General features: G+C 55.9%; 10 protein-coding genes. 3 read left to right on the forward strand and 7 right to left on the reverse strand.

Annotation, left to right across the window (positions count from 1 at the left end; translation table 11 throughout):
• Window positions 1-356 precede the first annotated feature (356 nt).
• The gene (uvrA, locus tag NLX71_RS17180) at window positions 357-3,239 is read right to left on the reverse strand and encodes an excinuclease ABC subunit UvrA (protein ID WP_254365032.1); all 2,883 of its coding nucleotides are present in this window, start codon (window positions 3,237-3,239) and stop codon (window positions 357-359) included.
• Window positions 3,240-3,259: 20 nt separating this feature from the next.
• Window positions 3,260-5,257, reverse strand: coding sequence for an excinuclease ABC subunit UvrB (uvrB, locus tag NLX71_RS17185; protein WP_254365052.1), 1,998 nt, complete (start codon window positions 5,255-5,257; stop codon window positions 3,260-3,262).
• 284 nt (window positions 5,258-5,541) lie between these two features.
• Between uvrB and NLX71_RS17190 the strand changes: the two genes are divergently transcribed.
• Window positions 5,542-6,333, forward strand: a complete 792-nt coding sequence (locus tag NLX71_RS17190; RefSeq protein ID WP_254365033.1) for a flagellar motor protein — start codon at window positions 5,542-5,544, stop codon at window positions 6,331-6,333.
• Window positions 6,317-7,111 (forward strand): flagellar motor protein MotB, encoded by a 795-nt coding sequence (locus tag NLX71_RS17195; protein WP_254365034.1) that lies wholly within the window; start codon window positions 6,317-6,319, stop codon window positions 7,109-7,111. The genes NLX71_RS17190 and NLX71_RS17195 overlap by 17 nt, the downstream gene beginning before the upstream one ends.
• A 96-nt stretch (window positions 7,112-7,207) precedes the next feature.
• Here NLX71_RS17195 and NLX71_RS17200 read toward each other — a convergent pair whose 3' ends face one another.
• The 5 genes from NLX71_RS17200 to ftsE form a co-directional block, all read right to left on the reverse strand.
• Window positions 7,208-8,500 (reverse strand): PDZ domain-containing protein, encoded by a 1,293-nt coding sequence (locus NLX71_RS17200; protein ID WP_254365035.1) that lies wholly within the window; start codon window positions 8,498-8,500, stop codon window positions 7,208-7,210.
• A 223-nt stretch (window positions 8,501-8,723) separates the two neighbouring features.
• Complete coding sequence (locus tag NLX71_RS17205) at window positions 8,724-10,175, reverse strand: S41 family peptidase (RefSeq protein ID WP_254365036.1); 1,452 nt, start codon at window positions 10,173-10,175, stop codon at window positions 8,724-8,726.
• A 92-nt stretch (window positions 10,176-10,267) separates the two neighbouring features.
• Complete coding sequence (locus tag NLX71_RS17210; protein ID WP_254365037.1) at window positions 10,268-11,494, reverse strand: murein hydrolase activator EnvC family protein; 1,227 nt, start codon at window positions 11,492-11,494, stop codon at window positions 10,268-10,270.
• A 41-nt stretch (window positions 11,495-11,535) separates the two neighbouring features.
• Window positions 11,536-12,450, reverse strand: coding sequence for a permease-like cell division protein FtsX (gene ftsX, locus NLX71_RS17215; RefSeq protein WP_254365038.1), 915 nt, complete (start codon window positions 12,448-12,450; stop codon window positions 11,536-11,538).
• Complete coding sequence (ftsE, locus tag NLX71_RS17220; RefSeq protein WP_254365039.1) at window positions 12,440-13,126, reverse strand: cell division ATP-binding protein FtsE; 687 nt, start codon at window positions 13,124-13,126, stop codon at window positions 12,440-12,442. Before ftsE ends, ftsX begins: the two co-directional genes overlap by 11 nt.
• A 321-nt stretch (window positions 13,127-13,447) precedes the next feature.
• Here ftsE and NLX71_RS17225 point away from each other — a divergent pair, with 321 nt between their 5' ends.
• A complete protein-coding gene (locus NLX71_RS17225; RefSeq protein ID WP_254365040.1) occupies window positions 13,448-14,944 on the forward strand; it encodes a VanW family protein in 1,497 nt (498 codons plus the stop codon).
• The last annotated feature ends 5 nt before the right edge of the window (window positions 14,945-14,949 follow it).

Here is a 14,949-nt window from a genome sequence, read left to right on the forward strand (position 1 = left end):
TGAAAGCGGCAGGGCTTAACCCCTTCGCCATTGCCCCCTTTGTAAAGCACTTCACTCGAGACGTGAAAAGGCTTAATTGGCAGCCTTTTCATCTGAAACTCGATTCCCCTCGTTTATAATCAATCGTCGACCGCGCTGGTCAATCAGGTGAACGACATCTTCCAGATGAACCGCGATTTCTCGATTCTTCCGCGCAAATATAAAATGTCCATTTCTTCTGCTATTTATAACTCCGACCAGCGGAAATTCGGTCCTGACCGCCTCGTAACACATACAATGCCTTATAAAAAACGCCGCACTCAAGCGAGTTTCCGGCTTGGAGCAGCGTTTTTTTCTATCCCTATGGGTCATCGATGTTAGACGACCGCATCTTCCATTTCTTTCAGTCGTTTATAATAATCTTCGGAGCGTAATTTGTCGCGTTCGAGGATCGGTTTCAAGTATTTGCCCGTGTACGAGCTGCTTACCTTCACGACTTCCTCCGGCGTTCCGGAAGCGACGATCGTACCGCCCCGGTTGCCGCCTTCCGGTCCGAGATCGATGATATAATCGGCTGTCTTGATCACATCAAGGTTGTGCTCAATGACGAGGACAGAATCGCCGTTCTCGACCAAGCGGTGCAGCACCTTAAGCAGCCGGTCGATATCGTGAATATGCAACCCGGTCGTCGGCTCGTCCAGAATATAGATCGTCTTGCCCGTGCTGCGGCGATAGAGCTCGGCCGCGAGCTTCACGCGCTGCGCCTCTCCCCCGGAGAGCGTCGTCGCCGGCTGACCCAAATTCATGTACCCAAGCCCGACGTCCATCAAGGTCTGCAATTTCCGGTGAATACGCGGAATGTTTTTGAAAAACTCGCACGAATCCTCGATCGTCATTTCCAATACCTCGGAAATGTTTTTGCCTTTATATTTTACTTCCAGCGTTTCGCGGTTGTACCGTTTGCCTTTGCATACCTCACAAGGCACGTAAACGTCCGGCAGGAAGTGCATCTCGATCTTGATGATGCCGTCGCCCTTGCACGCCTCGCAACGTCCGCCCTTCACGTTAAAGCTGAAACGGCCTTTCTTGTAGCCGCGCACCTTCGCTTCGTTGGTCGCCGAGAAGACGTCGCGGATGTCGTCGAATACACCGGTATACGTCGCCGGGTTCGAACGAGGCGTCCGCCCGATCGGCGATTGATCGATGTCGATTACTTTGTCGACATGCTCCAGTCCTTTGAACTCCTTGTACTCGCCCGGGCGAACCTTGGCGCGGTTCAGCTCTTTCGCCAACGTTTTGTACAAAATTTCGTTAATCAACGTACTCTTGCCGGAGCCGGAAACTCCGGTCACACAGCCGAATACTCCGAGCGGAAACTTCACATTGACGCCGCGCAGGTTGTTTTCTTTTGCCCCGCGGATTTCCAGCCACTTGCCGTTCGGCTTCCGCCGCTCGGCAGGGACAGGAATAAACTTGCGGCCGCTGAGATATTGCCCGGTCAACGATTGCTCGTCCTGCTTAATCTCCTCGGGCGTGCCTTGGGCAATTACCTTGCCACCGTGAATGCCCGCGCCCGGGCCGATATCGATGATGTAGTCGGCTGCCAGCATCGTATCTTCATCGTGCTCGACCACAATCAGCGTATTGCCCAGATCCCGCATATGCTCCAGCGTCTGGATCAGCCGGTCGTTATCCCGCTGGTGCAGGCCGATGCTCGGCTCGTCCAAGATGTATAGAACGCCCATCAGACTCGATCCGATTTGCGTCGCCAGACGAATCCGCTGCGCCTCGCCGCCGGAGAGCGTGCCTGCCGCGCGATGCATCGTCAAGTAGTCGAGCCCGACATTGACCAGGAACCCCAGACGCGCTTTGATCTCCTTCAGGATCAGATGCGCGATCTGCGTCTCGCGGTCGGTCAGCTTCAGCGAGTCGAACCATTGCTGCGCTTCCCCGATGGACAGCGAGGTGACATGCGCAATATTATTATCCGCTACGGTTACCGCCAGCGTTTCCGGCTTCAAGCGGGCGCCCTTGCACTTGCCGCAAGGTTTGGCGCTCATGTACGACTCGATATGCTCACGGATGCCTTCGGAAAACGTATCGCGGTAACGGCGTTCCAGATTGTTCACGATGCCTTCAAAAGGAACCATCGCTTCCTTCTTATGTCCAAAGTCGTTCTCGTAGCGGAAGCGCACCTTCTCCCCGCCGGTACCGTTCAGCAGCTTCTGCATTTGCTCTTTCGGCAGCTCGCTGACGGGCACATTTTTCGGGATACCGTAGTGCTCGCACACCGCCGCAAGAAACTGCGGATAGTAGTTCGATGTGCTGCCGGCCCATGCCTCGAACGCTCCCTCTTCGATAGAAAGCTTCGAATTCGGAACGAGCAGTTCCGGGTCCACGATCATCCTTTGACCCAAACCGTCACATTCGGGACAAGCGCCGAACGGACTGTTGAACGAGAACATTCGCGGCGCCAGCTCTTCGATACTGAAGCCGCACTCGGGGCAAGCCAGATTTTGGCTGAACAGCAGCTCTTCCTGATCGATCACGTCCACGATGACGCGCCCCTCTGCCAGCTTCAAAGCCGTCTCCAGCGAGTCAGCCAGACGCGTCTGGACATCGTCCTTCACGACGATCCGGTCCACGACCACTTCGATCGTATGCTTTTTGTTTTTCTCCAGCTCGATCGTTTCCGACAGCTCGCGAAGCTCGCCGTTGACGCGCACGCGGACGAAGCCTTGCTTCTGGATATCCGCCAGCAGCTTCGAATGCTCGCCCTTGCGTCCCGAGACGATCGGCGCCAAAATTTGCAGCTTGGTGCGCTCCGGATACTCCATGATCCGGTCAACCATCTGCTCGACGGTTTGCGAGGTAATCTCGATTTTATGCTCAGGACAGTGCGGACGCCCGATCCGGGCGAACAGCAGACGCAGGTAGTCGTAAATTTCCGTCACCGTACCCACGGTGGAACGCGGGTTGCGGCTCGTCGTCTTCTGGTCGATGGAGATGGCCGGAGACAATCCGTCGATCGAGTCGACGTCCGGTTTGTCCATTTGGCCGAGAAACTGCCGCGCGTAGGCGGACAGCGACTCGACATATCTTCTTTGCCCTTCGGCATAGATCGTATCGAACGCCAAAGACGACTTGCCGGAACCGCTCAGGCCGGTCAGGACGACAAATTTATCCCGCGGAATGACGACGTCGATATTTTTCAGGTTGTGCGCCCTGGCGCCTTTAATTACAATGTTGTCTCTGGCCACGTTTCGAAAGCCTCCCTTGACTACAGCTCGGCCTTCAATTCGAGCACGGCATCGCGGAGCTCCGCGGCACGCTCAAACTGCAGGTTTTTGGCTGCTTCCTTCATTTCCTGCTCCAACCGTTCGATCAGCGAGATGCGGTCTTTCTTGGACATCTTCGCCTGCTTCACTTCCGACAAATAGTCGGCTTTCTGCTCGGCCACCTTGGTCGCTTCAATCACATCGCGCACTTTCTTCTGTATCGTTTGCGGCGTAATGCCGTGTTTCTCATTATAAGCGAGCTGAATCGTCCGGCGGCGGCTCGTCTCCTGAATCGCCTTATCCATCGAATCGGTCACTTTATCCCCGTACATGATTACATGCCCGTTGGCGTTGCGCGCCGCCCGCCCGATCGTCTGGATCAAGGAGCGCTCCGCGCGCAGGAAGCCTTCCTTGTCGGCGTCGAGAATCGCCACAAGCGATACCTCCGGCAAGTCCAGCCCTTCCCGCAGCAGGTTGATGCCGACGAGAACGTGGAACGTGCCGAGCCGCAATTCGCGCAAAATCTGCATCCGCTCAAGCGTCTTGATGTCCGAGTGCAAATACCGCACCTTGATGCCGATTTCCTTGAAGTAATCGGTCAAATCTTCGGCCATCTTCTTCGTTAGCGTCGTGACGAGCACCCGTTCGTCTTTTTTGATCCGGTCTTGAATTTCTTCCAGCAGATCGTCGATCTGACCTTTGGTCGGGCGCACCTCGATCACTGGATCGACGAGTCCGGTCGGACGAATAATCTGCTGTACCATCTCGGGACAGTGCTCCAGCTCGTACGGTCCCGGCGTCGCCGAGGCGTAAATGATCTGATTCACTTTCTCTTCAAACTCCTCGAAACGGAGCGGCCGGTTATCCAGCGCCGAAGGCAGCCGGAAGCCGTGATCGACGAGCACTTCCTTGCGCGCCCGGTCGCCGTTGTACATCGCGCGGACCTGCGGCAGCGTCACGTGCGATTCGTCCACGATTACGAGCATGTCGTCCGGGAAATAATCAAACAGCGTGTACGGCGTCGCCCCGCGCTCGCGGAATGTCAGCGGCCCCGAATAGTTCTCGATCCCGGAGCAGAAGCCCATCTCCTGCATCATCTCGATGTCGTAGCGCGTCCGCTGCTCCAGCCGCTGCGCCTCCAGCAGCTTGCCCTCTGCGCGCAACTGCTCCAGCCGTTCCTCCAGCTCCCGCTCGATGTTCACGAGCGCCCGCTTCATCGTCTCCTCGTGCGTCACGAAGTGAGAAGCCGGAAAGATGGCGATATGATCGCGCTCGCCGATAATCTCGCCGGTGAGCACGTTAATCTCCGTGATCCGCTCGATTTCATCACCAAACAGCTCCACACGGATCGCCTGCTCGCCGCGTGAAGCCGGAAAAATCTCGATAACGTCGCCGCGTACGCGGAACGTGCCCCGTACGAAGTTCATATCGTTTCGTTGGTACTGAATGTCAATAAGCCGATGCAAAATGTCGTTGCGGGAACGCTCCATACCGACCCGAAGCGACAGCACGAGATCCCGGTACTCCATCGGAGAACCGAGGCCGTAGATGCACGATACGCTCGCGACGATAATAACGTCGCGGCGCTCGAAAAGCGAGCTGGTCGCCGAGTGCCGGAGCTTGTCGATTTCTTCGTTAATGCTGGAATCCTTCTCAATATACGTATCCGACGACGGAATATACGCCTCCGGCTGATAGTAATCGTAATAGCTGACGAAATAGGAGACGGCGTTGTTCGGGAAAAACTCCTGCAGCTCGCTGCACAGCTGCGCGGCTAGCGTCTTGTTGTGCGCGATCAGTAGCGTCGGCCGGTTCAATCGGGCGATTACCTGGGCCGCCGTAAACGTCTTCCCCGTTCCCGTTGCGCCAAGCAGCGTCTGATGTCTTTTCCCTTCCCGTATGCCGTTCACCAGCTGCTCGATTGCGGCCGGCTGATCCCCTTGCGGTTGAAACTCCGCTACGAGCTGAAATTTCTGGTCGCTGTAGACGACTTCGTTCATTTTGCTCATCTGATCACCCGTTCATTAAAAAGACTTTGTTTTCCTTCTAAACTTTTATCTGCCATATTCCGATAAATAACTAAGCGTCGGTTGACGCGCATTCGACTCCGTTCGACGATTTCCTGAGATAGGAATATTTGTTCCCGTACATTATACCTTTTTTCTCTTACTGTTGCAATCGAGTCTCATTTCCTATTTTTCCAAGGACGCCGCTTGCGTAAAACAAAAATAAAAGAAAAAGGATGCAGCACAACATAAATTAGAAATCTAGGGGTGGAACGATAGTGGACTTGATTACAGTAATAGGTATTATCGTAGGCCTTGGAGGTCTGGTAGGCGGCTATCTGATGGACGGCGGTCACCTTTCCGCACTGGTGGTTCCCAGCGCCATGCTCATTATTTTCGGCGGGACAATCGGAGCGGTCATGATCAGCTTCCCGATGTCCCAGCTTAAGCAGATCGGCAAAGCGTTAGGAATGGCTTTCAAGGAACCGAAGCGCGACCGAGACGCAATTATCGAAGAGCTGGTCGACATGGCTACGATCGCCAGGCGGGAAGGCGTGCTTGCCTTGGAGCAGCGCGCGCAAGAGCATAGCAACCCGTTCCTGCGGGACGGCCTCATGATGGTTGTCGACGGAACCGATCCGGAGCTGACCCGGCAAATTCTGGAGCTGGAGATGGATGCCATTGAGCACCATCACGAAGGCTACGCCAAAATGTTCGATGCCGCCGGGGCCTATGCCCCGACTATGGGGATCATCGGTACCGTTATGGGTCTGATCCACGTGCTGGGCAACCTGTCCGATCCGGGAAGTCTGGGGCCGGCCATTGCCGTTGCGTTTACTGCAACGCTGTACGGCGTATCGTCCGCGAACGTTCTTTACCTGCCGATCGCAAACAAAATCAAAATCCGCAGCAAAGAGCAAATTTCCGAAATGGAATTGATGCTAGAAGGCATCCTCGCGCTTCAAGCCGGGGAAAACCCGCAGCTCATCAAAAAGAAACTGAACTCGTTCCTCCATCAGGAACATAAAAAAGTCGAAGGCGCAGGTGAGGCCGGTGGCGCGGAAGAATAAAAAACAGGAAGCCCCCGAAAACCATGAGCGATGGATGGTAACCTATGCGGACCTGATTACGCTGCTGCTCATCTTTTTTGTCATCATGTATGCGATGAGCAAGGTGGACGTGCAAAAATATGAGGTGCTGGCTCAAGCGCTGAAATTTGAATTCATGAAGGCCGATACGATTATGCCGATGGGCATGGGCATCTCCGGCTCCGCCAACCCGGCGAAGGGCGGAGATGACAGCACGAAAACCGAGCAGCAGCTCAAGGAAATGAAAGAAAGGGAAGAGCGGGAGAAAAAGGAACGCCAGCTCGAAGATCTGCTTCAAAAAGTGCAGGTTTATGTCGAAGAAAACAATTTGCAATCCCAAGTGTCTGCAGCCAATACGCCGCGAGGAGTAGCCGTCACGCTGAACGATCTGTTCCTGTTCGATCTCGGCAAAGCGGATCTGAAGCCGCCCGCAGTTCCGGTCTTAAGCAAGCTGGCAAGCTTGTTCCCGACGCTCGATGCGACGGTCAGCATCGAAGGGCATACGGATGATCTGCCGCTCGCAACAGGCTCATTCTACAAAGACAACTGGGGGTTGTCTCAGGCCCGTTCGCTTTCGGTGCTGCGGTATTTCCTCTACGAAACACAGCTGGACCCGAAAAAGTTCGTTTCGACTTCCTACGCGGATACGATGCCCGTGGCGGAAAACAACAGCGCAGAGAACCGCGCCAAAAACCGCCGTGTCGAAATTGTCGTGCTGCGGGAGAAGCCCGCGTCCGCTCTTCAACCGTCCGGCAATTAAAGCCCGTTCATAGCTTATTTACCGCACTTTACGCTTATTTGAAACAGGCCGCTTGGCGTGATCTTGTCTCTCACGCCAGCGGCTTGTTTTTTGTGTTTATACCGATTTGGAGCCCGAACGATTGCTCAGCAGTCCGACCGGCTTGCGGCTGAAGTACGCCCAGATCGGCCGCTGCCTTACCTCTGCGTAGTGAAGCGCCTCTTGATCGGGCGCAAGCACGATGCCAAGCTGATGGTGCTCTCCCAAAAAGATCCCGCGCTTCAAAAATTTGCTTTCGCCCGCCAAATTCAAAATTTCCAGCTTGCAAAACGCCGAGTTCTGCTGCATTGCCTGATGAAGCTCCTGCTTCGTCCGGACCGGGATGCCGTTGACTTTGTGAACGATCTCGCCGACGGCAAGACCAAGCTCGTCCGCCGGACTGCCGGGCAGAATGCCGAGAATTTTCAGCCCGCGACTCCCGTGTACATATAATGGACTGCGCCTCGCTTCATCCCACCGGCTATAGGCGATCATCGCTTCGTGCATCAGGATGCACAGTACGGACGCCACTGCAATGAACGGCGACCACCAAGCGGCGACGGCTGCAAACAACAGCAGGGCGGCGGCATAGAGCAGCAGCAGGCTCGAGCTGAGCTTCACTTTCTCTTGAGGCAGCCGCGACATCGTCATCTCGGTAAAGCCGATCATCGCAGGAAAGCCGACGATCGTCCAGCCGTGCTGCCACAAATCGCCGCCAAGCAGCGGCGTCCAAGGCAGCGCCGTTCCCCCGGTCATCGGGACCAGAAGAAACAACGTCATCGGCCAGTAGCCTTGCAGCAGATATCCGCCGACAATTTTGCCCCGCTTGCTCTCGTAAAACATCGGCGTGCCGAGCCGCGTGCCTTGAAAGCGTACGAACAGCGCTTCCGCCAGATGTAAAACCGCCACAAGCGCCAGCATCGACGGCATATTTAACGACAGCAGCGGTCCCGTCACCCAAGCCCAGGAAGCCGCAGCCTCCCCGTCATATAAGGCAGGAAAAGCCCTCAAGACCACTTGCACCAAACCGATGACACCTACGGCATAAGCCCAGCACAAAAAGCGCATCCGCGCGAAAATAAGCAGCAGAGAAACGAGCCACAGCAGAACAACCGCCTCCGGTTGAACGGACGCCCCGATTCCCGCCATCAGGACGGAAGCGGCAAGCCCGCCCACCCAGCCCCACAGCACCGTACGCCACGTTTCCGACAGCAGCGAATGCAGCTTAGTCGCGAACAGCTTCCGTTCGAACGCAATCTGCCGGCGGTACTGCAGCACGATGAATAGAATGCCTACATAGTAAAAAGGATGCGTCAACAGCTGCAACAGCGCCCGGAGTCCCCGGTACGCCAGTTCCAAACCAAAGTCCATGGCCGGCTCCTTTGAGAAGTCCGAAAACAAAGGCGAACACTTCGTTTCTACAGAACGCTTTTGGCTGCTCCGCTCGTTATTCACCAGACTTCAATATTTATAAGTAAAAAAGAAAACCTCTACCGAGGCCGTTAAGTCGGGCGGCCCCGATAGAGGTTGTTATTTCGACGCGGATGCTTCATTTTCCTGCCGAAGCCCGAATTTCCCTAAATGTCGGAAGCCGTTACTTCTTAACGGCACCTTGCATGTCCTCGACAGCCGCCTTAAGCTGCATGTCGTTCTTCGGATCGCGGATGGCTGCCAGGATTGCCTTCTCCAGCTTGTTCGCCGTCTCGGTATCGACCTCGCCGGTGATCGGCAGGCCGTTCAGCCGCTGGAACGCTTTAACGGCCAGCGCCGTTTTCTCGCTGAAGTAGCCATCCTGCCGGTCCGGACCGAGTCCCAAGCCCTGCAGCATGATCTGCAGATTTTTGACGTCCTCGTTGTTCGTATCCGGCTTAAGCGTTGCTTTTTTGCTCAGGGGCGCCACTTTGAAGTAAGCCGGTTGCCCTACGGGCATCGTCGGCGCGATGCCTTTCTTATGAACCCATGTGCCGTTCGGCGTAAGCCACTTGTAAACGGTCATCTTGATGCTGCTGCCGTCGCCCATCTCTTTCTCGAACGCCACCTGAACTGTTCCTTTGCCGAACGTGTTCTCTCCGATGAGCTGGCTGCCAGCGGAGTCGTGCAGCGCGCCGGCCAGTATCTCCGATGCGCTCGCGCTGCCCTTGTTAATGAGCACCGACACAGGGTAAGGCTTGCCGGTTCCCTGCGACGCCGTCTCCTCGCGCTTGCCTTTACGATCCTCGATCTGAACGATTCCCTTGCCTTTCGGTATGAACGGCTCGACAATCTCCACGACGGCGGTAAGCAGACCGCCCGGATCGTTGCGCACGTCGATGATGAGTCCCTTCATCCCTTTGTCCTCCAACGCTTTCAGCTCTTCCTTGAACCGCTTGGAGGTGTTGCCGGCGAACTGCCGGATTTCGATCTTGCCGATCTGTCCGGGCAGCATCTCGCTGTATACGGTCTCGACATCGATGTCATCGCGGACGATAATCATCTGGATCGGCTCCGGCGTACCGGCCCGCAGCACTTCGATCTTCGCTTGCGTTCCTTTGGGGCCGCGGATCTTCATAATCGCTTGGTTGATCGACAGCCCTTCCAGCTTGTCTCCGTTAATCGAGACGATGATGTCGTGCGCGTGAAGTCCGGCCTTCTCTGCCGGCGACCCTTTGATCGGAGCGACGATGGTCACTTTGCCGTCTTCGGAGGTCACCTCCGCGCCAATGCCTTGGAACGACGAAGAAATGTTCTCGTCGAACTGCCGCGCCTCCTTCTGATCCATGTACACCGTAAACGGATCGTCTAGTGTGGACAGCATTCCGTTGATCGCGCCGTTCACGATCTTGTCGTGATCGACATCGTTCAAAAATTTGCCTTCGATCAATTGGTACGTCGTTGCCAATTTCTTGTAGTCCTTGCCGGTCAGCCCCGATTTCACGTCCGTTGATGCCGAGCCTTCCAAGCCGACGGCGGCGAAAATCGACGGATGTACGATCGTCAACGTCATAATGCTGCTTGCAAACATGGACAACAGGACAAACGCCAATACGGTACGTCCTTTAAATGTCATTTCTGGTCCCACACCGCCTTTGCTGTTCCCGCTACTTGACTAACTTGTCTTTCTAGTTTATGACAAGCCAAGAAAAAATATGAACAGCAGCCTTATCTCAAATACGGCTTCGGATCAACCGCAACTCCGTCGATGCGGACTTCAAAATGCAGATGGTTTCCGGTCGAACGGCCGGTCGAACCGACTTCTGCAATCTTTTGACCGCGCTTGACGGTGTCCCCTTTCTCTACGACGATGCCGTCGTTGCGAATATGCCCGTACAGCGTCCACACGCCTTTGCCGTGATCGATAACCACGCAGTTGCCGTACCCGCTCCACCAGGACGCGACGATGACCACGCCGTCCTCCGCCGCAAAAATGTCCGTTCCGTTCGGGGAAGGCAGATCAAGTCCGGTGTGCCCTGCTTTCCGTCCGGTAATCGGGTCGGTCCGGGTGCCGAAGTCTGAAGACATCTGCACAACGCGCGGCAGTGGATAACCGAACTTGCCGCCACCATAAGTATATGCAGGCGCAGCGGGAGCAGCCTTGCTCTTCTTGGCGTTCTCCACCGCTTTGGCTTGCCGAAGATCGCGCTGTTTATCCGCTTCCTGCTTCGCCACTTGAACGAGCTGCTGCTGCACTTCTTCGCTGATATCTTCCAATTCCTTTTCCTTTTGCGAAAGGCTTGCGATTTTAACTTCTTTTTCTTTTTCTTTCACAACAAGATTGGCTTTGATGGCCGCCGCCTGGGCATATAGATTTTTGACCTCCGCCAGTTGCTTTTCAATCACCACGCGCTTATCGGCAATCACGGCCTTGTCCCGCTTGTTCGCTTCCAAAATCTCTTTATCCTGCCCGACAATCGACTTGAGCGCCTGCAGCCTGTCCAGAAAATCACTGAAGCTCGTGGAGCTGAGCAGCACGTCGGTGTAGGACACGACGCCGTTCATATACATCAGACGCAGCCTGGATCTAAGCATCTGGTCGCGGGAGACAATCCTCGCTTCCGCTTCCTCCAGCTGCTGAGCGTTCTCCTTCAGAGAGGTCGTGACGCTCGACACTTGTTCGTTTAGCACGTTGAGCTTCTTGTTCGTCGCGTCGATTTGGCCGAGGATGGCGGTAATATCGTTCGCCGTCTGCTGCTTTTCCTGCTGTACCTGATTGATTTGCTGTTCCGTCACGTTCACTTTGTGCTGCGTTGCTGATTTCATTTTTTTAAGCTCATTGATTTCCTTCTGAATCCGCTGCGACTCCGACAGCGCAAAGCCGTATTGCGGAGCAATGAGCGTTCCTACCAAACCGGCCGTGACAACAAGAGGCACCCAAGACTTCTTCAACATCCGTTCCTCCTCCGACTATCCTCCGAGATTGTTCGATGTTATTAAACTTTCAAAAATTTGCGGACCGACAGCGTGCTTCCCCAAATGCCGATTATAATGCCGATGCCCAGCAGAAGCCCTGCCGTCTTAAAGCTGATCGCTTCAAAGGGCAGCAATTGAACGAGCAGCAGGTTCAGGTCGAGCTGGATCGCCCGCATCATTTCCCAATACCCGTACAGCAGCAGGCCGACGGGAATCACCGAACCGATAATGCCGAGGAGCGCCCCTTCGATAAAGAACGGCCAGCGGATAAACGAATTGGTCGCCCCGACGAGCTTCATGATCGAAATCTCGCGGCGGCGCGCCACAATCGTAATTTTAATCGTATTAGAAATCAGGAACATGGCGGTCAGTGCCAAAGCGGCCACGATGGCCAGCCCGACGTTGCGGACGATCGACGTCACTTTGAACATCGTCTCAACCGTGCCTTGTCCGTAGCTGACCCGGTAAATCGGCTTCGTCGGCTTGCCGTTGTTCAAGCCTTCAATCTGCTTCGCAACCGTTGCGACCTCGTGAGGCTCGGTCACTTCGACGGTGAAGGAATCGTTCAGCGGATTGTTCTCGCCCTCGAACCCTTCGAGCAGCTGCTTCCCGTCTCCCAGCTTTTCGCGCAAGAATTCAAGCCCTTCCTCTTTGGAGACAAACTTGACCTTCGAAACGTTAGATATGGCCGAAATTTCGTTTTGCAATGAAGTTACCTGATCCTGCGGCGTTTTCACCTCAAGATACACGCGGATCTCGACCTGCTGTTCGATCTGCTGGGTCAAGTAATTGACATTCAGTGTCAGAAGCAAAAAGACACCCAAAATAAACAAAGAAATCGCAATCGCACTAATGGAGGCAAAGGACATCCAGCCGTTTCGAACGACGTTTTTACCGCCTTCGCGAAGATGCCGCACGGCCGTGCTAATCCTCATAGCCGTAGTCACCCCTTACCTCATCCCGGACAAGCTTGCCCGATTCGATGGCCAGTACCCGCCTGCGCATCGTGTTGACGATTTCTTTGTTGTGCGTTGCCATAATGATGGTTGTGCCGCGGAAGTTGATTTCTTCCATCAGCTTCATAATGCCCCAAGACGTATCGGGATCAAGGTTCCCCGTCGGCTCGTCCGCGACGATGACGGATGGGTTGTTCACGATCGCCCTCGCTATAGCGACCCGCTGCTGCTCGCCCCCGGAGAGCTGGGTTGGCAGGGAATTCACTTTGTCCTTGAGCCGCACAAGCTCCAGCACTTCGAGCGTTCGCTTCTTGATGATCTTCTTCGGCGCCTCGATCACTTCCATGGCGAAGGCGACGTTCTCATATACGGTAAGCTTCGGGAGCAGCCGGAAGTCTTGGAAAATGACCCCGATATTGCGCCGTACAAACGGAATTTTGCGTTGTTTGAGCTTCTCCAGATTGAAGCCGTTAACGAATATCGTACCTTTGGTCGGTCGCTCTTCTCTGTAAATCAATTTCATAAAGGTCGATTTGCCGGCGCCGGAAGGGCCAACGACATAAAGGAAATCGCTTTGGTCGACCTTGACGTTGATGCCTTTCAAGGCATGGCTGCCGTCAGGATACGTTTTCCAAACGTCCTGCATTTCGATCACGATATCACATCCTGAAAAATTTGCGAGTCTGAGACCGCTTCGAGAAGCGGACTTGATGCCAGCCTTTACATGTTCGACATAAAATCGCAAAATCCTTTATCCGACAGTGAATTTCTACAGTTCTTCACATTTTGGAACACCGGTTCGAGTCGGACTAGCGAGCAGCGAGGCTCGCCGTTTCGCTATTCTTCGATAGGATCGCACAGCTCGTGCGGCCTTTCGCAGACGATTGGCGAAGGACAACGAATGGAAAGTTTAGGGGCTTGGCCGCATATAGATGGAGAGGAACAACTGTATCGAGGAACAAAAGGAGAGCCCGTCATGCCACGATGGAATCTGCGTTTTCACTGGATCTGGATCGGCACGCTGGCGCTGATGCTGACCATTCTCCTGTCGGTTACCGCCTACGGGTCGCTCGCCCGCGTTCCCGCAGGCGTCCGTGTCGCTAGCTGGCCGATCGGGGGCCTGTCCTGGTCCGAGCTCGAACGTCATCTTGCTGCAAAAACGTCGGCGCTGCTGGAGCAAAAGGTCCGGCTGGCCGTGCCGGGAGGCGGCAGCGCCGAGCGAACGCTCCGGCAGCTCGGACTTGAAATCAACGGCCAGGAGCTGCTGGCGCAGCTTCAGCCCGTTCGGGAAGGACCGCCGTACCGGCGGGCAGCGGCCCGCTGGCGGCTGCGGGGAGCCGCGCTTGCGCTGACGCCCGCGCTGTCCGCAGACAAGCTGCGGGCCGCGCTGAGCGAGGCGTTCCCGCAGGTGTACGCCCGTAAGCCGACCGATGCGAAGCGGCTGATCGACGCCAACGATGCCATCCGTTACGAGCCCGAGGCCCGTGTCGAACGAGTCGACGAAGCGCAGCTGCTCAGCCGACTCCAAACGGCGCTGCCGGACTGGGGAGCCGTGGCCGCAGCACCCGAATCCGCGGGGGGAAGCCGCCGGCAAGAGCCGGCCGCCATCCGGCTGGACGTTCCAATGCGGACGCAAGAGCCGGCCATTACGGAGCAGGCGCTGCGCGCGCAGGGCATTATACGCAAAATCGGCGAGTTCACGACCGTTTCGCCACCGCCTCCTTCCGCTGCCGTCAGCATCGAAGGACGGATGCACAACGTCCGTTCGACAGCCGCTTCCCTGCAAGATGTGCTGCTGAAGCCGGGCGAGGTTTTCGACTATGCTCCGTTCATCGAGCGGACGGAGAAGCGCTTCGGCTTCAAGGAAGCGCCTGTCATCGTGAACGGCAAGCTCGTTCCCGGCATCGGCGGCGGCATCTGCCAGGTGTCGTCGACGCTGTACAACGCCGTCCTGCGGGCCGGTCTGGCCGTCGTCGAGCGGCGGAATCATTCGCTCCCCGTGAGCTATGTCCCGCTGGGACAGGACGCCACGTTCGCCACCGGCCACATCAATTTCAAATTCCGCAACTCGACGAACCATTATTTGTTGATCCGTACTTCCTCGGACGAGCGCAGCGTCACCGTGAAGCTGTTCGGCCAGACGCCCCTGGACATCACCTACGAAATCGAGTCGAAGACGCTCGAAACGTTGGCGCCGCCGGTCAAGTACGTGCTGAATCCGACACTGCCGAGCGGCAAACAGGAGATCGTCATGCAAGGAAAGCCCGGGTATGTCGTCGAAACGTTCCGATATAAGAAGCAGAACGGCGTCGTCATTTCACAGGAAAAAGTTTCGCGTGACACCTACCACGCCCAGCCAACCGTGGTCGCTTCCGGCGGCGGCTCGGGAATCCTTGACCGTACGGCGCCTACGCCCGGAGAGTCGCCTGCGCCGCTGATCGAGGACGGCGTCCGAGGGCCGACCTTCCGGTGACTCGG

Source organism: Paenibacillus sp. MZ04-78.2, from assembly GCF_024213375.1.
In the GTDB taxonomy this organism is placed as follows: domain Bacteria; phylum Bacillota; class Bacilli; order Paenibacillales; family NBRC-103111; genus Paenibacillus_G.